Source organism: Streptomyces sp. NPDC034084 (assembly GCF_055575535.1).
The window spans coordinates 677370-703734 of the sequence record NZ_JBVISK010000001.1; the positions used below are offsets into that span (position 1 = coordinate 677370).

The 26365-nt window shown below is 71.1% G+C and carries 19 protein-coding genes, 3 tRNA genes and 2 pseudogenes; 12 read left to right on the forward strand and 12 right to left on the reverse strand.

The annotated features are described in order from the left end of the window. The first annotated feature begins 281 nt into the window (after window positions 1–281). Entirely contained in the window at window positions 282–1727 is a 1446-nt protein-coding gene (locus ACZ51I_RS03135; RefSeq protein WP_468871142.1) for an acyl-CoA synthetase, read from the forward strand. Window positions 1728–1749: 22 nt separating this feature from the next. On the opposite strand, the gene ACZ51I_RS03140 is transcribed toward ACZ51I_RS03135, so the two are convergent. The 3 genes from ACZ51I_RS03140 to ACZ51I_RS03150 all read right to left on the reverse strand — a co-directional run bounded on the left by ACZ51I_RS03140 (window position 1750) and on the right by ACZ51I_RS03150 (window position 4163). Then, on the reverse strand, window positions 1750–3015 hold the full coding sequence (locus ACZ51I_RS03140) for an MFS transporter (protein ID WP_468871143.1): 1266 nt from the start codon (window positions 3013–3015) through the stop codon (window positions 1750–1752). Beyond that, window positions 3012–3458, reverse strand: a complete 447-nt coding sequence (locus ACZ51I_RS03145; RefSeq protein WP_468871145.1) for a GNAT family N-acetyltransferase — start codon at window positions 3456–3458, stop codon at window positions 3012–3014. The genes ACZ51I_RS03140 and ACZ51I_RS03145 overlap by 4 nt, the downstream gene beginning before the upstream one ends. A 213-nt stretch (window positions 3459–3671) precedes the next feature. Then, on the reverse strand, window positions 3672–4163 hold the full coding sequence (locus tag ACZ51I_RS03150) for a MarR family winged helix-turn-helix transcriptional regulator (RefSeq protein ID WP_468871147.1): 492 nt from the start codon (window positions 4161–4163) through the stop codon (window positions 3672–3674). A 110-nt stretch (window positions 4164–4273) separates the two neighbouring features. On the opposite strand from ACZ51I_RS03150, the gene ACZ51I_RS03155 reads away from it, so the two are divergent. Next, entirely contained in the window at window positions 4274–4690 is a 417-nt protein-coding gene (locus ACZ51I_RS03155; RefSeq protein ID WP_041129101.1) for an organic hydroperoxide resistance protein, read from the forward strand. A 260-nt stretch (window positions 4691–4950) separates the two neighbouring features. Further along, window positions 4951–7005 (forward strand): phosphocholine-specific phospholipase C, encoded by a 2055-nt coding sequence (locus ACZ51I_RS03160; RefSeq protein ID WP_468871149.1) that lies wholly within the window; start codon window positions 4951–4953, stop codon window positions 7003–7005. A gap of 324 nt (window positions 7006–7329) precedes the next feature. Here the strand turns inward: ACZ51I_RS03160 and ACZ51I_RS03165 are convergent. Together ACZ51I_RS03165 and ACZ51I_RS03170 are read right to left on the reverse strand one after the other, a co-directional pair. Then, window positions 7330–7568: pseudogene (locus ACZ51I_RS03165) on the reverse strand (SHOCT domain-containing protein); the annotation flags it as partial. A gap of 37 nt (window positions 7569–7605) precedes the next feature. Continuing rightward, window positions 7606–8265 (reverse strand): HdeD family acid-resistance protein, encoded by a 660-nt coding sequence (locus ACZ51I_RS03170; protein WP_468871151.1) that lies wholly within the window; start codon window positions 8263–8265, stop codon window positions 7606–7608. An 853-nt stretch (window positions 8266–9118) separates the two neighbouring features. Here ACZ51I_RS03170 and ACZ51I_RS03175 point away from each other — a divergent pair. The 5 genes and pseudogenes from ACZ51I_RS03175 to ACZ51I_RS03195 all read left to right on the forward strand — a co-directional run bounded on the left by ACZ51I_RS03175 (window position 9119) and on the right by ACZ51I_RS03195 (window position 14057). Further along, window positions 9119–10969 (forward strand): glycoside hydrolase family 15 protein, encoded by a 1851-nt coding sequence (locus tag ACZ51I_RS03175; RefSeq protein ID WP_468871152.1) that lies wholly within the window; start codon window positions 9119–9121, stop codon window positions 10967–10969. Between the two features lie 150 nt (window positions 10970–11119). Next, a pseudogene (locus ACZ51I_RS03180) lies at window positions 11120–11386 on the forward strand (MFS transporter); the annotation flags it as partial. A 241-nt stretch (window positions 11387–11627) separates the two neighbouring features. Beyond that, window positions 11628–12422: an MFS transporter gene (locus tag ACZ51I_RS03185; RefSeq protein ID WP_468871153.1), complete on the forward strand. Its 795-nt coding sequence runs from the start codon at window positions 11628–11630 to the stop codon at window positions 12420–12422. Window positions 12423–12693: 271 nt separating this feature from the next. Further along, window positions 12694–12879, forward strand: coding sequence for a CsbD family protein (locus ACZ51I_RS03190; protein WP_468871154.1), 186 nt, complete (start codon window positions 12694–12696; stop codon window positions 12877–12879). Window positions 12880–13223: 344 nt separating this feature from the next. Continuing rightward, window positions 13224–14057 (forward strand): class II glutamine amidotransferase, encoded by an 834-nt coding sequence (locus tag ACZ51I_RS03195; RefSeq protein WP_468871155.1) that lies wholly within the window; start codon window positions 13224–13226, stop codon window positions 14055–14057. 299 nt (window positions 14058–14356) lie between these two features. On the opposite strand, the gene ACZ51I_RS03200 is transcribed toward ACZ51I_RS03195, so the two are convergent. The 3 genes from ACZ51I_RS03200 to ACZ51I_RS03210 form a co-directional block, all read right to left on the reverse strand. Beyond that, a tRNA-Ile gene (locus tag ACZ51I_RS03200) sits at window positions 14357–14433 on the reverse strand. 163 nt (window positions 14434–14596) lie between these two features. Further along, window positions 14597–14672 (reverse strand) — tRNA-Asn (locus tag ACZ51I_RS03205). Window positions 14673–14677: 5 nt separating this feature from the next. Beyond that, window positions 14678–14750: transfer RNA gene (locus ACZ51I_RS03210), tRNA-Asn, on the reverse strand. A gap of 137 nt (window positions 14751–14887) precedes the next feature. Here ACZ51I_RS03210 and ACZ51I_RS03215 point away from each other — a divergent pair. The 4 genes from ACZ51I_RS03215 (at window position 14888) to ACZ51I_RS03230 (ending at window position 20498) form a co-directional block, all read left to right on the forward strand. Continuing rightward, entirely contained in the window at window positions 14888–15199 is a 312-nt protein-coding gene (locus ACZ51I_RS03215; RefSeq protein WP_468871157.1) for a YtxH domain-containing protein, read from the forward strand. A 29-nt stretch (window positions 15200–15228) separates the two neighbouring features. Next, complete coding sequence (locus ACZ51I_RS03220; RefSeq protein WP_468871158.1) at window positions 15229–16668, forward strand: FGGY family carbohydrate kinase; 1440 nt, start codon at window positions 15229–15231, stop codon at window positions 16666–16668. Between the two features lie 171 nt (window positions 16669–16839). After that, window positions 16840–18573 carry an ABC transporter ATP-binding protein gene (locus tag ACZ51I_RS03225; RefSeq protein ID WP_468871159.1) on the forward strand — a complete coding sequence of 578 codons (1734 nt, stop codon included), beginning with the start codon at window positions 16840–16842 and terminating at the stop codon, window positions 18571–18573. Next, entirely contained in the window at window positions 18573–20498 is a 1926-nt protein-coding gene (locus tag ACZ51I_RS03230; protein ID WP_468871160.1) for an ABC transporter ATP-binding protein, read from the forward strand. The genes ACZ51I_RS03225 and ACZ51I_RS03230 overlap by 1 nt, the downstream gene beginning before the upstream one ends. Window positions 20499–20556: 58 nt before the next feature. On the opposite strand, the gene ACZ51I_RS03235 is transcribed toward ACZ51I_RS03230, so the two are convergent. The 4 genes from ACZ51I_RS03235 to ACZ51I_RS03250 all read right to left on the reverse strand — a co-directional run bounded on the left by ACZ51I_RS03235 (window position 20557) and on the right by ACZ51I_RS03250 (window position 26357). Further along, window positions 20557–21636 (reverse strand): RNA polymerase sigma factor, encoded by a 1080-nt coding sequence (locus ACZ51I_RS03235; RefSeq protein WP_468871161.1) that lies wholly within the window; start codon window positions 21634–21636, stop codon window positions 20557–20559. 65 nt (window positions 21637–21701) lie between these two features. Next, window positions 21702–23591 carry a DNA primase gene (gene dnaG, locus ACZ51I_RS03240; protein ID WP_468871162.1) on the reverse strand — a complete coding sequence of 630 codons (1890 nt, stop codon included), beginning with the start codon at window positions 23589–23591 and terminating at the stop codon, window positions 21702–21704. Between the two features lie 29 nt (window positions 23592–23620). Further along, window positions 23621–24880, reverse strand: a complete 1260-nt coding sequence (locus ACZ51I_RS03245; protein WP_468871163.1) for an NAD(P)/FAD-dependent oxidoreductase — start codon at window positions 24878–24880, stop codon at window positions 23621–23623. A gap of 118 nt (window positions 24881–24998) precedes the next feature. After that, the gene (locus tag ACZ51I_RS03250; RefSeq protein ID WP_468871164.1) at window positions 24999–26357 is read right to left on the reverse strand and encodes a deoxyguanosinetriphosphate triphosphohydrolase; all 1359 of its coding nucleotides are present in this window, start codon (window positions 26355–26357) and stop codon (window positions 24999–25001) included. Window positions 26358–26365 lie beyond the last annotated feature (8 nt).

Genomic DNA, 26365 nt, shown 5'->3' on the forward strand with positions numbered 1-26365 from the left:
CGGTGACGCCCGTCACCGCGCGCCCGCGGCCGCCGCGGCGGTGCTCCTCCTCGCCGACGCCTGCGTCGACCTCGTCACCGCCGCCACCGGCCCGGAACTGGCCGTCGCCGTCGCCATGGCCGTGGCCGCGGAACTCCCCCTCGCGGCCCTGTGCGCGGTCATCGCCGTGCGCCCGCCCCGGAGTGGCCCCCCGACCCGGGCCACCGGCCACGCCACTCCCGCGGGACGGGCAGAATTCCTCCTGGTAGCCCCCGCTCTGGACGACCCGAGGAGTACGACCGGTGAGTGCGCTCTTCCCCGCCCTGAAGGACCCGTCCGACCGCACCGCCCTGCGCTTCGGCGCCGACGCGCTGACGTACGCCGAACTGGCCCGCGCCGCCGGCGCCCTGGCCGTCCGCCTCGGCGGCGCGCGGCGCGTCGCCGTCTGGGCCGTGCCCACCGCCCGTACCGCCGTCGCCGTGGTCGCCGCCCTGCTCGCCGGCGTACCGGCCGTACCGCTGAACCCCCGTACCGGTGAGCGGGAGTTGGCGCACATCCTCGGGGACAGCGCGCCCGACCTCGTGCTCGCGGGGCCGGGCGACGAGCTCCCGGCAGGGCTCGCGGCGCTCCCCCGGATCGACGTGGAGCTCACCGGGCCCGGGGATTCCCCGCCCACGACGGCGGTCGACCCCGAGGCGACCGCGCTCGTCGTCTACACCTCCGGCACCACCGGTCCCCCGAAGGGCGTGCTCCTCTCGCACCGGGCGGTCGCCGCCTCCCTCGACGCGCTGGCCGGGGCCTGGTCCTGGACGGCGGACGACGTCCTCGTGCACGCGCTGCCGCTGTTCCACGTCCACGGGCTCGTCCTCGGCGTCCTGGGTCCGCTGCGGCGCGGCGGCGAAATCCGGCACCTGGGCGGGTTCTCGGTGGACGGGGTGGCACGCGAGCTGAGCAGCGGCGGCACCATGCTGTTCGGCGTACCGACGATGTACCACCGGCTCGCGGACGCGCTCGATGACGACGCGGCGCTCACCGAGGCGCTGGCCGGCGCCCGGCTCCTCGTCTCCGGTTCGGCGGCGCTGCCCGTCCACGACCACGAGCGGATCGCGGCGGCGACGGGCCGGACGGTCGTGGAGCGGTACGGGATGACCGAGACGCTCATGAACACCAGCGTGCGCCCGGGCGGCGAGCCCCGGCCGGGGACGGTCGGGACCCCGCTCGCGGGCGTGGAACTGCGGCTCGTGGACGAGGACGGCTCCGTCCTGGAGGCGCTCGACGGGGAGACGGTCGGCGAGGTGCAGGTGCGCGGCCCGAACCTCTTCTCCGGGTATCTGAACCGGCCGGAGGCGACGGCCGCGGCCTTCGACGGCGGCTGGTTCCGCACCGGCGACATGGCGGTCCGCGAGGCGGACGGCGGGGTGCGTCTGGTGGGCCGGAAGGCGACCGACCTGATCAAGAGCGGCGGCTACAAGATCGGGGCGGGCGAGATCGAGAACGCGCTCCTCGACCACCCCGGCGTCCGGGAGGCGGCCGTCACGGGCGAGCCCGACCCGGACCTGGGCGAGCGGATCGTGGCCTGGGTGGTGCCGCAGGACGGCGAGAAGCCGCCGGCGGAGGCGGAGCTCGCCGACCACGTGGCGCGGCTGCTCGCCCCGCACAAGCGCCCCAGGGTCGTGCGCTATCTCGACGCGCTCCCCCGCAACGACATGGGCAAGGTCCTGAAGAAGGCGCTGCCCGCGTCCGGCTGAGCGGCCCGTTCGGGGAGAAGGGTCACGGCGTCGGGTCGAGGGCGTCGTAGCGGCGGAATCCGCGCCCGTACACGGCGAGGAGTCCGACCGCCAGGACACACGCGATCCCGCCGCCCGTGACGGCGACGGCCGGCGAGGTGAGGTCGGCGACGGAGCCCGCGAGGAAGTCGCCGAGCCGGGGCCCGCCCGCGACGACCACGATGAAGACGCCCTGGAGCCGGCCGCGCATCTCGTCCGGGGCCGCGACCTGCATCATCGTGTTCCGGAAGATCATCGAGACGGTGTCGGAGTAGCCGGCGAGGGCGAGCATGAGCAGCCCGAGCCAGAGGTTCCGGGTCAGCCCGAAGACGGCGACGGCGGTGCCCCAGGCGGCGACGGCGAGCAGGATCGCCTGGCCGTGGTGGCGGATCCGGCCCTGCCAGCCGGACAGCACGCCGCCGAGGAGCGCCCCGAACGCGGGCGCGGCGACGAGGAGTCCGGTGGTCTTCGCGTCGCCGCCGTACCAGAGGACGGCGACGGCGGGAAAAAGGGCGCGGGGGTGGGCGAGGATCATCGCGCAGAAGTCCGAGAAGAACGTCATGCGCAGGTTGGGGCGGGTGGCGAGGAACCGCAGGCCGTCGAGGACGGAGGCCCTCTTGCCTCCCGACCGTTCCGGGAGCATGGACGGCAGCCGCCACATCGCGTACAGGCTCGCGGTGAAGGCGACGGCGTCCACGAGGTACGCGGTCTGGTAGCCGGCGAAGCCGACGATCAGGCCGCCGAGGCTGGGGCCGACGAGCGTGCCGAAGGTGGTCACCATCGAGTTGAGCGCGTTGGCGGCGCGCAGCTGCTCGGGCGGCAGGAGCCGGGGGATCATCGAGGAGCGGGCGGGCGCGTTGAGCGCGGCGCACACGGCCTGGAGGGCGACGATCCCGTACAGGAACCAGACGCGGTGGAAGCCGGCGAACGCGGCGGCGGCGAGGGCGATGGAGAGCACCGCGGAGCCGCTCGCGCTCGCCAGCCCGAGCTTGCGGCGGTCGACGGTGTCGGCGATGGCGCCGCCGTACAGGCCGAAGACGACGAGCGGGACGAGGGCGAAGAGCCCGACGAGCCCGACGGAGAAGGGCGAGCGGGTGATGTCGTACACCTGGAGGGAGACGGCGAGCGCCGTCATGCCCTGCCCGACCCAGGAGACGGTGTTCCCGAACCAGAGGCGGCGGTAGTGCGCGGAGGTACGCAGCGGGGTGAGGTCGGCGAAGACCTTGCGGCGGTCCCGTTCCTGGTCCCGGGTGTCCTGGGTGGCGGTCACGCGATGTCGTACCGCAGCTCGGGGCGCTCCCAGTGGATGTGTCCCGTGGGCGCCACGGTGCCGGTGCGGACGGCGCCGGTCCGCAGGTAGAACTCCTCGGCGGGCGGATGCGCGACGACCCGCACGGAGCCGAGCCCGGCGATCCGGGCCTGCCCGGTCATGTGCTCCATGAGGAGCCGTCCTATGCCGAGCCCCTGCGCGCTGTCGGCGACGAACGCGAGGTCGAGCTCGGCGTCGTCGACGAGGAGCGCGTAGAACCCGAGCACCCGGTCGCTCGCGTCGACGGCGACGAAGACGGGGTGGTGCTCGATGTACGGACCGCCGACCTGGTACCCCTCGACCATGGCGGCGTAGTCACCCCGGTAGGCCCCGGAGGTCCGGACGAGGCGGGTGAGCCGATGGGAGTCGTCGGCGGTGGCACGCCGGATCATGATGTCGGACATGAAGTGAGTATAGGAGCGATCCCGCACGATGCTCCTTACAATTCGGTGAACGGGGGGCCGGGGCCCATTCCGCGCTCACCGTTCGGCAAGCCGCATCGGCCGCGGCCCCGGGGAGGACGATGCGCGGGCCCGGACGGGGCGGGCACGGCGAGACCGGGGCGGCCAGGGCGTGTTCCCGGATCCGGCCCTGGCCACATGCCGGGGCCTCGTCCGTCAGGCGCCGGTCGCGCAGGAGGCGAGGTCGTCGGGGTCGACGGAGTCGAGCCGGGCGGCCAGCGCTTCGAGCCGGTCCCGCAGCTCGCGGATCTCGCCGACCTCCAGGCCGGTGGCGGCGGCGATCCGGCGCGGCACGGCGAGGGCCTTCTCCCGCAGGGCGGTCCCGTCGGCGGTGAGGCGGACGGTGACGGACCGCTCGTCCTCGGGGCTGCGGCGCCGCTCGACGTGTCCGGCCGCCTCCAGGCGCTTGAGCAGCGGCGACAGGGTGCCGGAGTCGAGCCGCAGCCGCTCGCCGATCCCCTTCACGGGCAGCTCGCCGTGCTCCCAGAGGACGAGCATGACGAGGTACTGGGGATAGGTGAGCCCCAGCTCCTTGAGGGCCTCCCGGTAGACGCCGTTGAAGGCGCGCGTCGCCGCGTGCAGCGAGAAGCAGATCTGGTGGTCGAGCCGGAGGAAGTCCTCGTCCGGGACCGTGTCGAGCGTCTCCATGCTTCCAGGATACGCGAGGTCCCTCACACGCGATTAAGTTGTGCACAACTGAATAGTGCGCTACTAATGAGAGAGCACACCACGGAACCCGGACAGGAGAACGGAAGAACATGGACGCGATCTACACCGCCGTCGCCACCGCCAACGGCCGCGAGGGCCGCGCCGTCAGCTCCGACGGCCACATCGACCTGCCCCTCGCCCACCCCCAGGCCCTCGGCGGCAACGGTCAGGGCACGAACCCCGAGCAGCTCTTCGCCGCCGGGTACGCGGCCTGCTTCGCGAGCGCCATGGGCGTGGTCGCCCGCCAGGAGAAGATCGACATCTCCGAGGCCTCCGTGACGGCCGAGGTCTCCATCGGCAAGGACCCGGCGGACGGCGGCTTCGGCCTCGCGGTCGTGATGCGCGCCGAGTTCCCCGACCACCTCCAGGGCGAGGCGGGCCTCGCCCTCCTCAAGAAGACGCACGCGTTCTGCCCGTACTCGAAGGCGACCCGCGGCAACATCGAGGTGGAGCTCGTCGTCGAGTAGTGCGCCGAGCAGGATGAGCCGAGTCGTTTTCTGTCGGTTCGCGAACGCCCCCGGGGGTCATCGACCTCCGGGGGCGTTCGGTTGTGAGCTCTCACGTTCGGGCACGGGGGATTCGTCTGCCGTACGACGGGCAGTCATGGAACGGCCGCCGGGCCGTGGTTCACGGGCGCTCTCCTTGGGGCGCCCGTCGGCCGGGCCCGCCGGCCGCGCGCGCACCCGCACCCCCACCGTTCGCACGCACCCCGGAGGACGACTCCCCCATGGCCGACATCGATCGCCGCCGGTTCCTTCAGCTCGCCGGCGGCGCCGCCGCCTTCACGATGCTCTCGGAGAGCATCGCCCGCGCCGCCTCCATACCGGCGCAGGGCTCCACCGGCACACTCCAGGACATCGAGCACATCGTGGTCCTGATGCAGGAGAACCGTTCCTTCGACCACTACTTCGGGGCGATGAAGGGCGTACGGGGCTTCGGTGACCCGCGCCCGGTGACGCTCCCCAGCGGCAAGTCCGTCTTCCACCAGTCGGACGGCTCCAAGGAGACGCTCCCGTTCCGTCCGACCAGCGACAAGCTGGGCATGGAGTACCTCCAGGGCCTCAACCACGACTGGGCCGGCGGGCAGAGCGCCTTCAACAAGGGCAGGTACGACAACTGGGTGCCGGCCAAGACCAAGGCCACGATGGCCCATCTCACCCGCGAGGACATCCCGTTCCACTACGCGCTCGCCGACGCCTTCACCCTCTGCGACGCGTACCACTGCTCGTTCATCGGCTCGACCGACCCGAACCGCTACTACCTGTGGAGCGGGCACACGGGGAACGACGGCACCGGCGGCGGCCCCGTCCTCAACAACGCCGAGGCGGGTTACGGCTGGACCACGTACCCCGAGCGCCTCCAGGCGGCGGGGGTCTCGTGGAAGATCTACCAGGACATCGGCGACGGCCTGAACGCGGCGGGCTCCTGGGGCTGGATCAACGACGCCTTCCGCGGCAACTACGGCGACAACTCCCTCCTGTACTTCAACGCCTACCGCAACGCCCAGCCGGGCAACCCGCTGTACGACAAGGCGCGGACGGGGACGAACGCGAAGGCGGGCGAGGGCTACTTCGACGTCCTGCGCGCCGACGTCCAGGCCGGCCGGCTGCCCCAGGTCTCCTGGATCGCCGCCCCGGAGGCCTTCTCCGAGCACGCGAACTGGCCGTCGAACTACGGCGCCTGGTACATCGCGCAGGTGCTGGACGCGCTGACGTCGAACCCGGACGTGTGGGCCCGTACCGCCCTGCTCATCACGTACGACGAGAACGACGGCTTCTTCGACCACGTCGTCCCACCGTACGTGCCGGGCTCGGCGGCGCAGGGGCTCTCCACCGTGCCGACGGCGCTCGACCACTTCCCGGGAAAGACCGGGTACGTCGCGGGCCCGTACGGTCTCGGTCCGCGCGTTCCGATGATCGTGGTCTCCCCCTGGTCGAAGGGCGGCTACACCTGCTCCGAGACCTTCGACCACACCTCGGTCATCCGCTTCATGGAGAGCCGCTTCGGGGTGCGCGAGCCCAACATCTCGCCCTGGCGCCGGGCGATCTGCGGCGACCTGACCTCGGCCTTCGACTTCACGCGCACCGACACCCAGGCCGCCCCGCTCCCGTCGACGGCGGGCTACTACCCGCCGGACCGCAACCGCCACCCCGACTTCCTGGCCACCGCGCCGGCCGTCGGCACGATGCCCCGCCAGGAGCCGGGCGCCAAGCCCACCCGCCCGCTGAAGTACGCCCCGTACGTGGACGGTTCGGCGGACGTGACGGCGGGCACCTACCGGCTCACCTTCAGCGGCGGGCCCGCGGCCGGCGCCCAGTTCTACGTGACCTCGCCGAACCGAACGGACGCGCCGTGGACGTACACGGCGGAAGCGAACAAGTCGATCACGGACACCTGGAACACCAGGTACAGCAAGGGCCTCACCGACCTCACGGTCCACGGCCCGAACGGCTTCCTGCGCCGTTTCCGCTCCCCGGGCAAGACCGCGGTCCCGGAGGTGACCGCCCGCCACAACGCCTCCACGGGCAACCTGGACCTCACCCTCACCAACCCGACGACGTCGGCCGCGACCCTGACGATCGCCAACGCCTACGGAACCACCCAGACGATCACGGTCCCGAGGGGCGCCACGACCCCCCACACGGTCACCCTGACCTCGGGCCACCACTGGTACGACGTGACGATCACCTCCCCCACGACCCCGGACTTCCTCCGCCGCCTTGCAGGCCACATCGAAACGGGCACCCCGGACCGCTCGGACCCGGGCATCCTCACGTACTGACCCTGCCTCCCCGCCCCGGCACCGCACACGCGACGCCGGGGCGGGCCGACAGCCCGGGGTGCGGAGATCCCCCGACGATGCGCGGGCGGCGGTCTCGTGTGGGGGCCGGGTGAGTGGCGATGCCGGGGCGGGCTGGAGAGGACCTCGGATGTCCGGCGTGCGCGACGGTGATGGGGTGGCCGTCAGGGACACGGACCACCTCAGGCTCTCACCGGACACCCACCCGACGTGGCGGAAGGCGCCCCTCATCGCGACCTTGCCCGGTCTGCCTCTTCTGGTCGGTCGCGGCGGATCCCGGACCGTAGTTCTGGTACGGGGGCGCGGTCAGCGTCCGGAGGTGGGAGGCACGGGGGGTTCGGGACTCGGGGCGGGCCGGTCGTCGGTCAGGACCAGTGCCTTCGCCCTGTCGAACTCCTGGCGGTGATGTCTCCACGGGAGCGGAGTTCGGAGAGCCTGGCCAGTTCGTCGACGCTGCTGGGCCACGTGCCACCGGAAGCGGCCTCTCGGACGTAGGCGTCGAAGTCCCTCTGCCGGGCCCGGGCCTGGTCGATCTCGCGACGGCCTCCCACGGATCGGGGTCGGCGGGCGAGGCCGCTGTCGTCAGAGGGCCGGACCGGACATCTCGTGGCCCGTGATGCCCGCCCTGCGCAGGGCCGACCGCCACGCCAGCGCGACCGCCGTCTCCGCCAGGCCGAGGAGGACGAGCCACAGGCCCAGCAGCCTGGTCAGGGCCCGCGCCGACTCCGCCGGCAGAGCCAGGACCACGATCCCCGCGACGATGCCGAGGGCCGCGACGGCCATGACGATGCCGCGGTGCGGCATGTCCTTGGCGGCGATGGCCGTGTAGAGGGTGACGATGCCGGACACCAGCCAGACGGCGCCGGTGATCAGCGAGAGCGCGGAGATCGTCTGGAGCGGGTTCCTCAGGCACAGCACCCCGCCCAGGACACACAGGACGGCCACGATCAGGCCGGACACGCGATCGTCGGCGCGCCCGAACACGGCCACGAACCGGAAGGCGCCGATCAGCAACAGGTACACCCCGATGAGCACGGCCAGGACGTGCAGGGTGACGTCCGGCCAGACGAGTGCCAGGATGCCCGGGACGAGCGTCGCCACCGCGGCGCCGAGGAGCCAGACCCACGAGCGGCCGAGACGCGCCAGCTGGTCCGCCGGGTCGATCGCGGGAGCGGGGGGCGACGCCCCACCGACGCCGTCCTCCGGTCCGGCACGGGGCGCGGAGCCTTGTGACGTTGCCATGTGTTCTCCTCCCGCTCACCCGAGTCGATCCTCCCGGACCTCCTCAGAGCTCCGGCGGTCGCCACGTCTCCACGACGTTCAGGTCGAGCGACGGAGGAGACCGGCGGTTCGCACGGATGGGCTTCGCCGATGACGGGGCCGGACAGGAGTGCCGGTCCGGCCGTTGCCACGCGCCTCGGCCGGAACCAGGCCTTGGGATGTCTCCCGCAAGAGGCCGGAAACAGGAATGTGCGGAACTCCAGGACCAGTGTGCACCCTTCACCCGTCCGCCGCCTCACCTCATCAGGAGCGGGCAGGGCGGTGCCGGGCACCGGCAGCACGCCGCTGACGAGGGAGCGGGCAGATCCCGGTCGACCGTCCGTACGTCTCCGTCGACGCCGTACTCCGCTACGGCCTGGACCGGACCGCCGGCCACGCCCTCGTGCTCTCTTCCCCGCCCGGCAGCCTCGACGGAGGCGTCCCTTCCCTCGCCGGAGCCGATCCGAGCACCTTCGTCGAACGGCAAGCGTGACGAACAGGCCGCCGGGGACAGCACCTGACTGCCCTCGTGGACATCGGATCCAGGCCGTACGAGAAAATCACCGGACGTCTCGGCCTGCCGGCACCGCGACGCGCCGTCCCCTCCGCACGGCCGACCGCGGACCCGCCCTTTCGCAGCTGAAGTGAACCGGGCTCGCCGACGGGCGCACGTCCGGGTCCCCTCGATTCCGTCTTCCTTGTCGAGATGCGAGGAGCAGACGGCGGCGGTGACCATGGAGGGTGGCCGTTTGCTCGGGGCATCCGGCCGGTCGCGCCCCGCTCGGCCACGCCGGGCCCTCCGGGCGACGACCGAGGTCTCCAGGTGGGAGAGGTCATGGACGGCTACCCTCCGATCGCGGCTCACGGGCTGGTGGGCGATCTGCAGACGGCGGCGCTGATCGCTTCCGACGGGACGGTGGACTGGTGGTGCGCGCCGCGGTTCGACTCGCCCAGCCTCTTCGCGTCGCTGCTCGACAACGACCGAGGTGGTCACTGCCGTCTTGGCGCGGATTTCGTCGGTGAGCAGGGCACGGTGCGCCAGCTCTACATGCCCGATACACCCATTCTCATCACCCGGTTCATGGCCCCGCAGGGCGTCGGGGAAGTCATCGACTTCATGGAGCCCATCGCCTCGCGTGTTCCCGCCGGTACGCACCGGCTCGTCCGGGTGGCCCGGGTGGTGCGCGGCAGCCTTCCGTTCGAGCTTCTGTGCCGTCCCCGCTTCGACTACGGGCGTGCCGGGCACACGCTCAGCCGTCTCGACGACGGCAGCGTGGTCTTCCGCGGCCCCGACACCGACCTTCATCTCCAGGTATCCGGTCCGATCCAGCTGCACACGGACGGGGCCGACGCCACAGGCCGCTTCACCTTGAACGCCGGTGAGAGCGCCGCGGTGGTCCTCACCAGTGAGACCGACGTGACGGGCGATCGCAGCGGATGCCCCGGCGGGACGATCCCGACCATCGAAGAGATCACGGCGCTGTTCGACACCTGCCGTGACTTCTGGCTCACCTGGCTCAAGTCCTGTCGCTACAAGGGCCGCTGGCACGAGATGGTCATCCGCTCCGCGATCACCCTCAAACTCCTCACCTACGCACCGACCGGCGCTCCGATCGCGGCAGCCACCATGGGCCTCCCCGAGGAGATCGGCGGCGAACGCAACTGGGACTACCGCTACACCTGGGTACGGGACGCGTCCCTGTCCGTGCGTGCCCTGATCGACCTCGGCTTCACCGCTGAGGCGGACGCGTTCCGCCAGTGGATGCGGGAGCGGCTGGAAGCCGGTGGCACCGCTTCCGGAGAGCCGTTGCAGATCATGTACCGGGTCGACGGCGAGCCCCACCTGACCGAGGAGACCCTGGACCACCTCGAGGGCTACCGGCGCTCCGCTCCGGTCCGGGCCGGCAACGCGGCGGCCGACCAGATCCAGCTCGACATCTATGGGGAAGCCGTCTACGCCATCGCCCAGTCGAGCGACATCGGCGGTCTCCGCGGCTGGTACGTGTTCGCGAAACTCATCGACTGGCTGTGCGGCAACTGGGACCGTCCGGACGAGGGCATCTGGGAGACCCGCGGCGGCCGTAAGAACTTCACCTACAGCCGTCTGATGACCTGGGTCGCCTTCGACCGCGCGATCCGGCTCGCCACCGCCCATTCCCGCCCGGCCGACCTCGTCCGCTGGCGCGAAGCCCGGGACACGGTGCTCCAGCAGATCACCGAACGGGGATGGAGCGAGAAGCGCTCCGCCTTCGTCCAGCACTACGACACCGACGTCCTCGACGCCTCGCTGCTGCTGATGCCGCGCGTCGGGTTCGTGTCGCCCACGGATCCGGACTGGCTCAGCACCCTGGACGCGATGGGAGAGGAACTCGTCAGCGACAGCCTCGTCTACCGCTACGACCCGGCGGCCTCACCCGACGGACTGCGGGGATCCGAGGGAACCTTCAGCCTGTGCAGCTTCCTGTACGTCGAGGCTCTCGCCCGGTCCGGCCGGGTCCGCCAGGCCCGCTACGCCTTCGACAAGATGCTCACCTACGCGAACCACGTCGGCGTGTTCGCCGAGGAGATCGGCCCCTCCGGAGAGCAACTCGGCAACTTCCCGCAGGCGTTCACCCACCTCGCCCTGGTCGCCGCCGCACTCGCACTCGACGAGGAACTCGACCACGCCGACCGGCCGGGCGCCTGAACCGCCGGCTGCGAAGAGAGGTCAGGTCCCGTGACCGACGATGCTGCCTCCGACCGGCGCCCTCGCACCCGCCGCGTCGGACCGCGGATGCTCGCACCGCTCGCGCTGGCGCAGTTCATCTGCAGCTTCGCCGGCTCCAACATGAACGTGATGATCAACGACATCAGCAACGACCTGGACACCACCGTCCAGGGCGTTCAGATCGTGATCACCCTGTTCCTCCTGGTCATGGCCGCGCTCATGATCCCCGGAGGCAAGGCGACGGACCGCTTCGGCCGCAAACGCGTCTTCCTCGTCGGCCTGGCGGTCTACGGCGTCGGCGCCGTCCTCAGCGCCGTGGCGCCCGGGATCGGCGTATTGATCCTCGGCAACTCGATCCTCGAAGGCATCGGCACCGCCCTGCTCATCCCACCCGTGTACATCCTCACCACACTGCTCTTCACCGACCTCACCTCCCGGGCCCGCGCCTTCGGCGTGATCATGGCCGCCGGAGGGATCGGGGCCGCCGCGGGGCCGCTGATCGGCGGGCTCATCACCTCCGCGATCAGCTGGCGGGCGGGCCTTCGCCTTCCAGGCCCTCGTCATCGCGCTGATCATCGTCCTGAGCCGAGCCGTCGACGACCCCCTGCCGCCCGACCCCCACCGCCGCTTCGACGTCATGGGCGCGGTCCTGTCCGCGGGCGGGTTGGTACTGATCGTCCTGGGCATCCTCGCCGCCGACGACGACCTGATCCTGATGATCGTCCTCCTCGCTGTCGGCGTCCTCCTGCTGGCCTGGTTCCTCCACTGGATCCGCGGCCAGGAGCGTGCCGGAAGAGAACCCCTGCTGTCCACCAGCCTCTTTCGTGAACGCGCGTCCAATCTCGGTTTGATCACACAGAACGCCCAGTGGCTGCTGCTCATGGGCACGTCCTTCACGGTGGCCACCTACCTCCAGGTCGTCCGCGGCTACGACGCCGTCGAGACCGGCGTCATCTTCAGCGCGGCCACCCTCGGACTGCTCTTCTCCTCGCTCGCGGCGGAACGCCTCGCCAGACGTCTTCCTCAGCGGACACTGATCATGGCCGGCTTCGTCCTCACGATCGCCGGAACGGGTGTCCTGATCGCCCTGGTGGCGGGCACGCCGAGCCCGTGGGCCTTCGCGCCCGGCCTCCTGCTGATCGGCCTGGGACTCGGCGTCATGCTCACTCCGTCCGTCAACGTGGTCCAGTCCGCCTTTCCGGAAGAACAGCAGGGTGAGATCTCCGGCCTCTCGCGGAGCGTCTCCAATCTCGGCTCCACCTTCGGTGCCGCCATCGCCGGCACCATCCTCGTGGCCGACCTGACCGAGAACGCCTACGCCGCGGCCATGGCCACCCTCGCCCTGACGGCCGTCGTCGGACTCTTCACCGCCTCCCGCCTCCCCCCGACCACCCCTCTTGCCACTTCATCCGGCACCACTCGTCCTCGGTGAGCGAAAGGAAAGAGAAACACAAAGTCACAGAACAGATCATGGTACTCACGACGGCCCAGAAAGACGGTGGGGAAATCGAGTGGAACATCGGTCACGGCAGTTGAGCCTGCGCATTCCGGACGAGATCCGGAGTGAGATCGACCCGGTGCGCGCGGAACCCGGAACCCGCCGAAGCGGCACACAAGAAAGGGGAATACGACGGCGAGTGGACACCACCGTGCGTGCGGCGTCGACAGATGGCCGGATGAAACGATCCGAAGGAAGTACGGACATGAGCGGCGTCACGGACAAGTTCAAAGGCAGGATCAAGGAGATCACCGGAAAGATCACCGGCGACCAGAGGCTCGAGTCGGAAGGCAGGACCGACCAGGCGAGGGCGAAGGCCCGTGAAGCCGTGAGGGACGTCCGCGAACGCGCTCGTGGCATCAGGGACTCGCTCAGGAGGGATCGCTCCTGACAGGCTCCACCGTAGAACCGCCGCGGGCCCGGCCACCGGGCCGGGTGCACGACCGGCTCCGGTGGGTCGAGCGGACCGGCGGCGAGGCGTACCCGCTCGTCCGGACGGACGCCTGAGCCGGGCGGGACCGTCAGAACCCTCCTGCGGGGCCGGCCGGCCACGGGCGTGATCGTGCCGGCGCCGGGGAGGCGCGCGTGGCGCCACCCGACGAAGGAGCTGAAAATGAGAAGGCCGGAGACGATACCCTTCGAAGTCGTCTCGCGGAGCCACGGAAAGGCGCCGGGCTCCGCCGGAAACGGCGGATTCCCCGACCCGGAACACGGCAGGGATCAAGGTGGTGACCTATGTGCCGATGGCTCGCTTATTCGGGAACTCCCCTTTTGCTCGACACCATTCTGTACAGACCCGCTCACTCGCTGATCGACCAGAGCCTGCACTCGAAACTCGGCGTGGAGACCACCAACGGTGATGGGTTCGGCGTCGGCTGGTACACGGGGAGCAACGAATCCCCGGCCCTTTTCAGGGACATCGGCCCCGCCTGGAACAACAGGAACCTGCGGGAACTGGCGGACCACGTCCACTCCCCTCTGTTCTTCGCCCACATCCGGGCGTCGACCGGAACCGCGGTGCAACAGTCGAACTGCCACCCGTTCCGGCACGGCCGCTGGATGTTCATGCACAACGGCGCCATCACGGGGTTCCACCTCATGCGCCGCGACCTCACCATGCTCATCGACCCCGGGTTGTACGCCGACATCGAGGGGACGACGGACTCCGAGGTCATGTTCAATCTGACTCTCACCTTCGGCCTCGACCAGGACCCGCCCGCCGCCGTCGCCCGGATGGCGGGAGTGGTGGAGCGCGTCGGTCGCGAACACGGCGTGGAGTCTCCCCTCCAGATGACGCTCGCCATCACCGACGGGGAACGCACCTGGGCCTTCCGCTACTCCAGCGGACACACCTCCCGGTCCCTGTTCTACAGCAGCCGGGTGGAGGCGCTGCGCAGACTGCATCCTGATGTCACGTTCCTGCAGGACGTCTCCGAGGAGACCCGCCTCATCGTGTCCGAGCCCCTCGGCGACCTGCCGGGCGCGTGGAACGAAGTACCGGAAAGCACCTACGGGGTGGTCCAGCCCGGCTCCGACGAACTGCATCCCTTCGCCCCGGCAGCGGCGTAACGCGGCTCACGGCGCCTCACGGACGCACCACCTGCGGGATGGTCGGCGCTGCGGCCGCCGTCATCGCCGAGGGCACAGAGTTTCGGCATGGTGTGCGGCGTGTCACACCCGGGATCGGTGGGATCGTCGTGGGATCATCGTCGCGTCTCCACCCTCACGCCCCGCCTTGACCAAATCAAGACGGCCGGGACCTGGTGGGGCAGACCAGGGGCGCCCGCCTCGCCTCACCGGTGAGAGGCAAGCGCCGCACGCGAGAACACGCCTTCAGGGGCGTTTGCGCGGGTCAGAACGTGTTTCTCTGGTGGGGCGGGTGGGACTCGAACCCACGGCCGACGGATTATGAGTCCGCTGCTCTAACCGGCTGAGCTACCGCCCCGTACGGTGAGGCGCGTACAAGTGTGCGCGCCGTCTGCCGCAGCATAGCCGCTCATACGATCTCCTGCTTCGGATGATCGGCTCTGCTCGACCATGAAGACCGCGCCGGGCGCCGCACGGTTCCCGGGGACGCGAAAAAGGACCCCGAAGGGTCCTCTTCCGTCTGGCTCCCCCGGCTGGACTCGAACCAGCAACCCTCCGGTTAACAGCCGAATGCTCTGCCAATTGAGCTACAGGGGATCGCGCTCCCCCGACTGGACTCGAACCAGTAACCTGCCGGTTAACAGCCGGCTGCTCTGCCAATTGAGCTACAGGGGATTGCTGCGTTTGCACCGATCGGATCCGCCTCGGACCTTGCCGGGCGGCGCTCGCTCGCTGCGAGACATACATTAGCGCAAGCAGGGGGGTGCTCCGCCAATCGGTATCCCCAGGGCCTCCAGGGAAGGATCGCAGCCGTGCGGTACAAGCTGACGTTCGTCGTGGGACTCGCCCTCGGTTTCGTGGTCGGCACGCGGGCCGGACGCGAGCGCTACGAACAGATGAAGAAGTCCGCGACACGGATCGCGCAGAACCCGGCCGTGCGGAACGCCGCCGAGTCCGCCGCCCAGACCGGGCGCCAGGCCGCGGGCAAGGCGGCGCACCTCGTGGGCGACAAGGTGGGTGACCGGCTGCCGTCCTCCGTGACGGACCGGGTCCACGCGCTCCGGGACCGCGGCCGGGTCAACGGAAAGGTCGAAGAGGAGGACTGGGGCACAACCAACACCTGAACCCGTCGCGTGCGGCAGAATCATGTGTCATGGGGATAGTCGCCGGACTGGACAGCTCAACGGAGTTCACGCGCATCGTCGTCTGTGACACGGACACGGGTGCCGTACTGCGGCAGGGGTACGCCGCGCATCCCGGCGAGCCGAAGGCCGTCGACGTCGATCCGCAGAACTGGCTGCTCTCGCTCGGGGAGGCCGCCGGCGGCGGCCTCCTCGAGGGCGTGGAGGCGATCGGTGTCTCCGCGCAGCAGCACGGGCTCGTGCCGCTCGACGCGCAGGGCGGCCTGGTCCGGCCCGCGCTCGTCCGCAACGACAAGCGGGCCCAGGTCGCCGCCGCCGACCTCGTCGAGTCGCTCGGCGGCCGGCAGGCCTGGGCCGAGGCCGTCGGCTGCGTGCCCGGCGCCGGACAGCCGGTCGCCAAGCTGCGCTGGCTGGCCCGTACGGAGCCGGAGCACGCCCGGCGCGTCGCCATGGTCCTCCAGCCCCACGACTGGCTCGTCTGGCAGCTTCTCGGCCGCCCCGTCCGCCGCACCACCGACCGCGGCGCCGCCTCCGGCACCGGCTACTGGTCGGCGCGGACCGGGGCCTACCGGCCCGACCTCGTCGACCTGGCGCTCGGGCACCAGGCCGTGCTGCCCGAGGTCCTCGGGCCCTCCGAAGCCGCCGGGATCACCCCCGAGGGGCTCCTCGTCTCCGCCGGCACCGGCGAGACGATGGCCGCCGCGCTCGGGCTCGGCCTCGGTCCCGGTGACGCGGTGGTCTCGCTCGGGGCCTCCGGCTCCGTGATGGCCGTGCACCACGAGGCCCTCGCCGACCCCAAGGGCATGATCACCTCCTTCGCCGACGCCACCGGCATGCACCTGCCCGTCGTCTCCACCTCGAACGCGGTACGGGCGCTGCGCGGCACCGCCGAGATGCTCGGGCTGGAGTCCCTCGACGAGCTGTCGGCGCTCGCGCTGAAGTCGACGCCCGGCGCGTCCGGGCTCGTCCTGCTGCCCTACCTGGAGGGCGAGCGGACCCCGGACCTGCCGCACACGGCGGGCACGCTCAGCGGGCTGCGCCGGGAGGCGATGAAGCCCGAGCACCTGGCGCGCGCGGCGTTCGAGGGGATGCTCTGCGCGCTGACCGACGCCATGGACGTGCTGCGCGGGCGGGGCGTCGAGGTACGGCGGGTCTTCCTGCTCGGTGCGGCGGCCGCGCTGCCGGCGGTGCAGGCGCTCGCGCCGGCGCTCTTCGGCGCCCAGGTCGTCGTCCCCCAGCCGGCCGACTACGCGGCGCTCGGCGCTGCCCGGCAGGCCGCGTGGGCGCTCGGCGTGGCGCGCGGCACGCTCTCGCCGTCCGCTCCTCCGGCCTGGCAGGGCGCGGTCGCGCAGATCCTGGAGCCCGGCGAGGAACTGTCGGCCGGGCAGGCCGTGCGGCAGCAGTACGTGGCGACGCGGGAGCAGATCCACCCGGGCGCGTTCGGGTCGTGAGGCCGCCGACGCGGAGAGCCCCCCGTTCCTGGGAACTCCGTTCCGTGGAGCCGTGGTTCGTAGAGCCGCCGGTCCCGCGGGGCTCCGGTTCGTAAAGTCTTGCCCAGGGCTCCGGGCGCGCCCCATAAACCGAGTCGTAACGTCTCGGCGGTGCGGGCGATAGTAGGAGCCGTGCTCATAAGACTTCTCCGAACCCACCTCCGGCCCTATCGAAAACCCATCGCGCTGCTCGTCCTGCTGCAGTTCCTGCAGACGTGCGCGAGCCTCTACCTGCCGACCCTGAACGCCGACATCATCGACAACGGTGTCGTCAACGGGGACACCGGCTACATCCTGCGCTTCGGCGCCCTGATGGTCGGCGTCTCCGTCGTCCAGGTCGTGTGCAACATCGGGGCCGTGTACCACGGCGCGCGGACCGCCTCGGCGCTCGGCCGGGACGTGCGCGGCGCGGTCTTCGACCGGGTGCAGTCCTTCTCCGCCCGGGAGCTCGGCCACTTCGGCGCGCCCTCGCTGATCACCCGTACGACCAACGACGTCCAGCAGGTCCAGATGCTGGTCCTGATGGCGTTCACCCTGATGGTCTCCGCGCCCATCATGTGTGTCGGCGGCATCGTGATGGCGCTCGGCCAGGACGTTCCCCTGTCGGGCGTGCTGCTCGCCGTGGTGCCGGTCCTCGGCGTCGCCGTTTCGCTGATCGTGCGGCGGATGCGCCCGCTGTTCCGGACCATGCAGGAGCGGCTCGACACGGTGAACCGGGTGCTGCGCGAGCAGATCACCGGCAACCGGGTCATCCGCGCCTTCGTGAAGGACGGGTACGAGGAGGAGCGCTTCCGCGGCGCCAACGGCGAGCTGACCGACGTGTCGCTGGCGACCGGGCGGCTGATGGCGCTGATGTTCCCGACGGTGATGACCGTCGTGAACGTCTCCAGCGTGGCCGTGGTCTGGTTCGGCGCGCACCGCATCGACAGCGGCGGGATGGAGATCGGCGCGCTGACCGCCTTCCTCGCCTATCTGATGCAGATCGTGATGGCCGTGATGATGGCGACCTTCATGTTCATGATGGTGCCGCGCGCCGAGGTCTGCGCGGAGCGCATCGAGGAGGTCCTCGGGACGGAGACGAGCGTCGTGCCGCCGGCAGAGCCGGTGACGAAGCTGCTGCGGCGCGGTCACCTGGAGGTCAGGAGCGCGGACTTCCGGTACCCGGGCGCGGAGGAGTCGGTCCTCAAGGACGTGGCGCTCGTCGCCCGCCCCGGTGAGACGACCGCGATCATCGGGTCGACGGGCAGCGGCAAGTCGACGCTGCTCGGCCTGGTGCCCCGGCTCTTCGACGCCACCGGCGGCGAGGTACTCGTCGACGGCGTGGACGTGCGGAAGCTCGACCCGAAGCTGATGGCGAGGACCGTGGGGCTCGTCCCGCAGAAGCCGTACCTGTTCTCGGGGACGGTGGCGACGAACCTGCGGTACGGGAAGCCCGACGCGACCGACGAGGAGCTCTGGCACGCCCTGGAGGTCGCCCAGGCGGCCGACTTCGTGCGCAAGCTGGAGAACGGTCTGAACGCGCCGATCGCGCAGGGCGGCACCAATGTCTCCGGCGGGCAGCGGCAGCGGCTCGCGATCGCGCGGACGCTCGTGCAGCGGCCGGAGATCTACCTCTTCGACGACTCCTTCTCCGCGCTCGACTACGAGACGGACGCCCTGCTCCGGGCCGCGCTGGCCCGGGAGACGGCGGACTCGACCGTGGTGATCGTCGCCCAGCGGGTGTCGACCATCCGCGACGCCGACCGGATCGTGGTCCTCGACGAGGGCCGGGTCGTGGGCACCGGACGGCACAGTGAGCTGATGGCGGAGAACGAGACGTACCGGGAGATCGTGCTCTCCCAGCTGACCGAGGCGGAGGCAGCCTGATGGCCGGTCCTGGCGGACGCATGATGATGGGCCAGTCCGGTGAGCGGTCCATGGACTTCAAGGGCTCGGGCAAGCGGCTGCTCAAGCAGCTGGCGCCCGAGCGCGGCACGCTCTGGCTGATGCTGGCAGCCGGCGTGCTGTCGGTGGCGGCCTCCGTGGTCGGACCGAAGATCCTCGGCGGGGCGACGGACCTGATCTTCGCGGGCGTCGTCGGGCGCGGCATGCCCGAGGGCGTCACGAAGGCACAGGCCCTGGAGAAGCTCCGCGCCGACGGCGACGGCGGCATGGCCGACATGCTGTCCGGGGTCGACTTCACCCCCGGGCAGGGGATCGACTTCGGCGCGGTCGGCGGGGTCCTGCTGTGGGTCCTCGCGGTCTACGTGGCGGCGGGCCTGCTCATGCTGGTCTCGACCCGCCTGTCGATCAAGGTGATCAACCGGACGGTCTACCGGATGCGGGAGGACGTCCAGACGAAGCTGGCGCGGCTCCCCCTCTCGTACTTCGACAAGGCGAAGCGCGGTGAGGTGCTGTCCCGGGCGACCAACGACATCGACAACATCTCGCAGACGCTCCAGCAGTCGATGGGCCAGCTGATCAACTCGCTGCTCACGATCGTCGGCGTGCTCGGGATGATGTTCTGGATCTCGCCGCTGCTGGCGCTGGTGGCGCTGGTGACGGTGCCGGTCTCGGTGTTCGTCGCGGCGAAGATCGGCAAGCGCTCGCAGCCGCACTTCGTGCAGCAGTGGAAGTCGACGGGCGCGCTCAACGCGCACGTGGAGGAGATGTACACCGGGCACAGCCTGGTGAAGGTCTTCGGCCGGCAGGAGGAGTCCGCGAACGACTTCCGCGAGCAGAACGAGGCCCTGTACGAGGCCGGGTTCAGGGCGCAGTTCAACAGCGGTGTGATGCAGCCGGTGATGTTCTTCGTCTCGAACATCAACTACGTCCTGGTGGCCGTGGTCGGCGGTCTGCGGGTGGCGACCGGCAGCCTGTCCATCGGTGACGTGCAGGCCTTCATCCAGTACTCGCGCCAGTTCTCGATGCCGCTGACGCAGGTCGCGTCGATGGCGAACCTGGTGCAGTCGGGTGTCGCCTCGGCGGAGCGGATCTTCGAGCTGCTCGACGCCGAGGAGCAGGAGCCGGACGCGCCGACGAGCGAGAAGCCGCTGGACCTCAAGGGCAAGGTCGCCCTGGAGGGCGTCTCCTTCCGTTACGAGGAGGACAAGCCGCTCATCGAGGACCTGTCGGTCACGGTGGACCCGGGTCAGACGGTCGCGATCGTCGGCCCGACCGGCGCCGGCAAGACGACCCTGGTGAACCTGCTGATGCGGTTCTACGAGGTGACGGGCGGCCGGATCACCCTGGACGGCGTGGACATAGCGCAGATGTCCCGCGAGGAGCTGCGCAAGGGCATCGGCATGGTCCTCCAGGACACCTGGCTCTTCGGCGGCACCATCGCGGACAACATCGCGTACGGCGCCACGCGCCCGGTGACCCGGGCCGAGGTCGAGGCGGCGGCGCGCGCCGCGCACGCCGACCGGTTCATCCGGACCCTGCCCGAGGGGTACGACACGGTGATCGAGGACGACGGGGCGGGGGTCAGCGCGGGTGAGAAGCAGCTGATCACCATCGCGCGGGCGTTCCTCTCCGATCCGGTGATCCTCGTCCTGGACGAGGCGACCAGCTCGGTCGACACCCGCACCGAGGTCCTCATCCAGAAGGCGATGGCGCGCCTGGCCCACGGCCGGACGAGCTTCGTCATCGCGCACCGGCTCTCCACGATCCGGGACGCGGACGTGATCCTGGTGATGGAGAACGGCTCGATCGTCGAACAGGGCACGCACGAGGAGCTGTTGGCCTCGGGTGGCGCCTATGCCCGGCTGTACGCGGCGCAGTTCGCGCAGGCGGTCGCCGAGGTCGACTGAACCGGTTGACGGCTCGCAGTGGCCCGTGCCGCACCGTGTGCGGTGCGGGCCCCTGCTTCTAGTCCAGATAACCGCGCAGCTGGTCGGCGTAGGCGTGGTCGCGGAGTTTGTTGAGGGTCTTGGACTCGATCTGGCGGATGCGTTCGCGCGTCACGCCGAAGATGCGCCCTATCTCCTCCAGGGTGCGGGGCCGGCCGTCGTCGAGGCCGTAGCGGAGCTGGACCACCTTCCGTTCGCGTTCGCCGAGGGTGGAGAGGACGTCCTCCAGGTGCCGGCGGAGCAGCAGGAAGGCGGCGGACTCGACGGGTGAGGCGGCGTCGCCGTCCTCGATGAGGTCGCCGAAGGCGACGTCCTCCTCCTCGCCGACGGGGGCGTGCAGGGAGACGGGTTCCTGGGCGAGCCGGAGGACCTCGCCGACCCGCTCGGGGGCCACGTCGAGCTGGGCGGCGACCTCTTCGGCGGTGGGCTCGTAGCCGCGCTCCTGGAGCATGCGGCGCTGGACGCGGATGACCCGGTTGATGAGTTCGACGACGTGGACGGGGACGCGGATGGTCCGGGCCTGGTCGGCGAGGGCCCGGGACATGGCCTGGCGGATCCACCAGGTGGCGTACGTGGAGAACTTGTAGCCGCGCGCGTAGTCGAACTTCTCGACGGCCCTGATCAGGCCCAGGTTTCCCTCCTGGACGAGGTCGAGCATGGTGAGGCCGCGGCCCACGTACCGTTTGGCGACGGAGACGACGAGGCGGAGGTTGGCCTCGATCAGCTTGCGCTTGGCGATCCGGCCGAGGACGACGAGCCGGTCCAGGTCGCTCGCCAACCGGCTGTCCAGGTCGGGGGTGTTGGCGAGCTTCTCCTCGGCGAAGAGCCCGGCCTCGACGCGGCGGGCGAGTTCGACCTCCTCCTCGGCGCTGAGCAGCGGGATGCGGCCGATCTCGCGCAGGTACTGGCGGAAGAGGTCGGACGAGGGGCCGTTGCCGCCGAGGTCGCCGGTGCGGCGGCGCTGGGGCGGGACCTCGGGCAGTCCTTCCGGTTCGTCGGGGGACGGCTCCTGCGACACGGTCCGGGTCTCGGTCTGCACGGCGGGCGACCTCCAGGAGGAGCGGAACGGCACCGTCATCCAGTGTGGGGTACGACACATCGCCGCCACGAGGGGCGTGCGGTGACTTTTTGAGACCGGGGCGTGACGGAACGTACGAGCGGGCGTCAGAGGGCCGCGGCGCCGTTGTTCCGGAGGGACTGCCCGTACTGGGTGAGGACCCAGAGCTCGTTCTGCACGGCGGCGACCCGCTCGGGGTCGCCGTTCGGGCCGAGCCGGGCCAGGGTGCCCTGGACGTCGCGGATGCGGCGGTCGACGGCGCGGAGGCGGACGGTGACGAGCTGGTCGCCGGCGTAGGCCTCGTCGACGGTCTTGGCGAAGATCGTCTCGACGGCGAGCTCGGTGACGAGGGCCCGGACCGAGTCGTTGGGGGCGGCCTCGCGGACGGCGTCGAGGTAGTCGGAGGGGGCGCCGGTGGCGCCGCCCGCGTCCTGGATGCACTGGCGGACGGCGGCGTAGGGCGGGGCGGTGAACTCGTCGGCGCCGTACGCGTCGAAGGCCGGGGAGACGAGTTCGGGCCGCTGGAGGGCGAGCTTGAGGAGCTCGCGCTCGGTGCGGTGGGCGGGGCTGCGCAGGTTGAGCGCGGGGCCCGGGGAGGCGGCGGCCGGGGGCGGGGTGTCGTACGTCCGCGGGGAGGGCCGGCGGCTCGGGCCCTGCTCGCCGCCCTGCCGCTGCCAGCGGGCGATCTGGGCGACCCGCCGGACCACGAACTGGGTGTCGAGGATGCCGAGCATGCCGGCGAGCTGGACGGCGACCTCGTGCTGGGAGGCGATGTTCTTGATCTTCGCGACGATCGGCGCGGCCTCGTCGAGGGCGGCGGCGCGGCCCGCCGGGGTCTCCAGGTCGTACCGCCGCACGATCTGGCGGAGGGCGAACTCGAAGAGCGGGGTGCGGGGCTGGACGAGTTCGGCGACGGCCTCGTCGCCCTTGGCGAGGCGGAGTTCGCAGGGGTCCATGCCGTCGGGGGCGATGGCGATGTACGTCTCGGCGGCGAACTTCTGGTCGTCCTCGAAGGCCCGCAGGGCGGCCTTCTGGCCGGCGGCGTCGCCGTCGAAGGTGAAGATGACGCGGGCCGAGCCGTTGTCCATGAGGAGCCGGCGGAGGATCTTGATGTGGTCGCCGCCGAAGGCGGTGCCGCAGGTGGCGATGGCCGTGGTGACGCCGGCGAGGTGGCAGGCCATGACGTCGGTGTAGCCCTCGACGACGACGGCCCTGCTGACCTTGGCGATGTCCTTCTTGGCCAGGTCGATGCCGTAGAGCACCTGGGACTTCTTGTAGATCGGCGTCTCGGGCGTGTTGAGGTACTTGGGGCCGTTGTCGTCGTCGCGGAGCTTGCGGGCGCCGAAGCCGACGATCTCGCCGCCGACGTCCTTGATCGGCCACATGAGGCGGCCGCGGAAGCGGTCGATGGGGCCGCGGCGGCCGTCCTGGGAGAGGCCGGAGAGGATCAGTTCCTTGTCGGAGAAGCCCTTGCCGCGCAGGAAGCGGGTGAGGTGGTCCCAGCCGGCCGGGGAGTAGCCGACGCCGAAGTGCTCGGCGGCGGCCTGGTCGAAGCCGCGCTCGGCGAGGAACTTCCGGCCGATCTCGGCCTCGGCGGAGCCGAGTTGGTCGGCGTAGTACTGGGCGGCGATCTTGTGGGCCTCGACCAGGCGGATGCGTTCTCCGCGCTGGTGGCCGGGGTTGTAGCCGCCTTCCTCGTACCGCAGGGTGATGCCCGCCTTCGCGGCGAGGCGCTCGACGGTCTCCGAGAAGGAGAGGTGGTCGATCTTCATCACGAAGGCGATGGTGTCGCCGCCCTCCTGGCAGCCGAAGCAGTGGAAGAGTCCCTTGCTGGGGCTGACCTGGAAGGAGGGCGACTTCTCGTCGTGGAAGGGGCAGAGGCCCTTGAGGTTGCCGCCGCCCGCGTTGCGCAGCTGGAGGTACTCGGACACGACGGCGTCGATCGGGACCGCGTCCCGTACCGCCTTCACGTCGTCATCGTTGATCCTGCCTGCCACGCATGAAGTCTACGGGTGCCCGGGGCGGATCAGATCAGGCTCTCCAGGGGTACGGAGGGGTCGGCGAGGGCCTCCGGGTCCACGGCCGTACGGGACCGGATGAGGTCCTGGATCGGGCCTGTGACGTCCCACACATTCACGTTCATCCCGGCGAGGACCCGGCGGTCCTTGAGCCAGAAGGCGATGAACTCGCGCTTTCCGGTGTCGCCGCGGACCACGACCTGGTCGTACGTGCCGGGGGGCGCCCAGCCGGAGTACTCCATGCCCAGGTCGTACTGGTCGGAGAAGAAGTAGGGGACGCGGTCGTAGGAGACGTGCTGCCCGAGCATGGCGCGGGCGGCGGCCGGGCCGCCGTTGAGGGCGTTGGCCCAGTGCTCGACGCGGAGGCGGGTGTGCAGGAGCGGGTGGTGGGCGGCGGCCACGTCACCGGCGGCGAAGATGTCGGGGTCGGAGGTGCGCAGGGACTCGTCGACGGCGACGCCGCCGCCGTCGGCCCGGTCGACGAGGGCGAGCCCGGAGTTCTCGGCGAGGGCGGTACGGGGGGCGGCGCCGATCGCGGCGAGCACGGCGTGCGCCGGGTGCTCCTCGCCGTCGTCGGTGCGGACGGCGAGGACCATGCCGTCCTGGCCGATGATCTCGGTCAGCCGGACGCCGAAGTGGAAGCGGACGCCGTGGTCGCTGTGCAGGTCGGCGAAGAGCTGGCCGAGTTCGGGGCCGAGGACCCGGTGCAGCGGGGTGGGATCGGCCTCGACGACGGTGACCTCGGCGCCGTAGCCGCGGGCGGCGGCGGCGACCTCCAGGCCGATCCAGCCGCCGCCGGCGATCACGAGGTGGCCGTTGTCCCGGCCGAGGCCGGCGAGGACCTGGCGGAGCCGGTCGGCGTGGGCGAGGCGGCGCAGGTGGTGGACCCCGGCGAGCTCGGTGCCGGGGACGTCGAGCCGGCGCGGTTCGGAACCGGTGGCGAGGAGCAGCTTGTCGTAGCGGATGACGGTGCCGTCGCCGAGGCGGACGGTGTGGGCCTCGCGGTCGACGGCGGTGACGGGCTGGCCGAGGTGGAGCTCGATGTCGTTCGCCGCGTACCAGGCTGCCTCGTGGACGAAGGCGCTGTCGCGCTCCTTGGCGCCGGTGAGGTAGCCCTTGGAGAGGGGTGGGCGCTCGTACGGGTGGTCGCGTTCGTCGCCGATGAGGATCACCCGGCCGTTGAACCCCTCGGCGCGCAGGGTCTCCGCCGCTTTGGCCCCTGCCAGGCCCCCGCCGACGATGACAAAGGTCTGATCTGCGTCGACCACGTCGTTTTCCTCCTCGTTGCGACCGGTTCCAACCTACGCCCCCGGGCGTTCGTCCCGTCGTACCCGTCCGGGCCGTGCCTGCGAGGGTCCCGTACGGACGGAGGTGACGGAAGAGGACCTACCCCTGGCGGGTGCGGAGACGGGCGTGGAGGGCGCGGGCGGAGGCGTCGGTGAGGTTGGCGATCTGGTCGATGATGACGCGCTTGCGGGCCCGGTCGTCGGGGGCCGCGTCGAACGCGGCCCGGAACTGCGGTTCGAGTCCGTCGGGGGCGCGGGCGACGAGGGCCTCGGCGAGTTCGGCGACGACGATGCGCTGGTCGGCGCGGAGGGCCTCCTGCTGGGGTCGCTGCATCACGTACCGGTCGGCGACGGCCTTGAGGACCGCGCACTCGTTGCGGGTGGCGCGGGGGACGACGAGTTCGGCGGCGTAGCGGGTGAGGCGGCCGGAGCCCCAGGCCTGGCGGGTGGCGCCCTCGGCGGCGAGGCAGAAGCGGCCGATAAGCTGGCTGGTGGCGTCCTTGAGGCGGGCCTGGGCGACGGCCGAGCCGTCGTAGCCGTGCGGCCACCACTCCTGGGCGACGAGCCGGTCGAGGGCTTCGGCGAGCTCCTGCGGGTCGGTGTCCTCCGGTACGTAGCGGCCGACGGCGACGGCGAAGACGTCGGCGCGCTCGGGCCCGGCGAAGAGCATGTCGGGGTCGATGTGCCCGGCGTGCAGTCCGTCCTCGAAGTCGTGGACGGAGTAGGCCACGTCGTCGGACCAGTCCATGACCTGGGCCTCGAAGCACTTGCGGTGGGCGGGGGCGCCCTGCCGGATCCAGTCGAAGACGGGCAGGTCGTCCTCGTACACGCCGAACTTGGGCGAGCCGGGGTCCTCGGGGTGGGCGCCGCGCGCCCAGGGGTACTTGGTGGCGGCGTCGAGGGTGGCGCGGGTGAGGTTGAGGCCGACGCTGACGAGCTCCCCGTCGGCGTCCTTGACGAAGCGCTTGGGCTCGATGCGGGTGAGGAGCCGGAGCGACTGGGCGTTCCCCTCGAAGCCGCCGCAGTCCTTGGCGACGTCGTTGAGCGCCTGCTCGCCGTTGTGTCCGAAGGGCGGGTGGCCCATGTCGTGGGAGAGGCAGGCGGCCTCGACGAGGTCGGGGTCGCAGCCGAGGGCGGCGCCGAGCTCCCGGCCGACCTGGGCGCACTCCAGGGAGTGGGTGAGCCGGGTGCGGGGGCTGGCGTCCCAGGCGTGGCTCGGGGTTCCCCCTGCGTGAGCGAAGCCGAAAGCCTGGGGGAGGGTGCCGGGGGTGACGACCTGGGTCTTGCCGGCGAGTCTGCGGAGCGCGGCGGAGTGCAGCACGCGGGCGCGGTCGCGCTGGAAGGCGGTGCGGCCGGGGCGTTTGTCGGGCTCTGTGGCCCAGCGTGCGGTCGCGTCGGAGTCGTATCCGGGGGTGTCTGTGATGTCTGCGCTGTCCTTGGTGTCCTCGATGCCTGCCATGCCTCGAA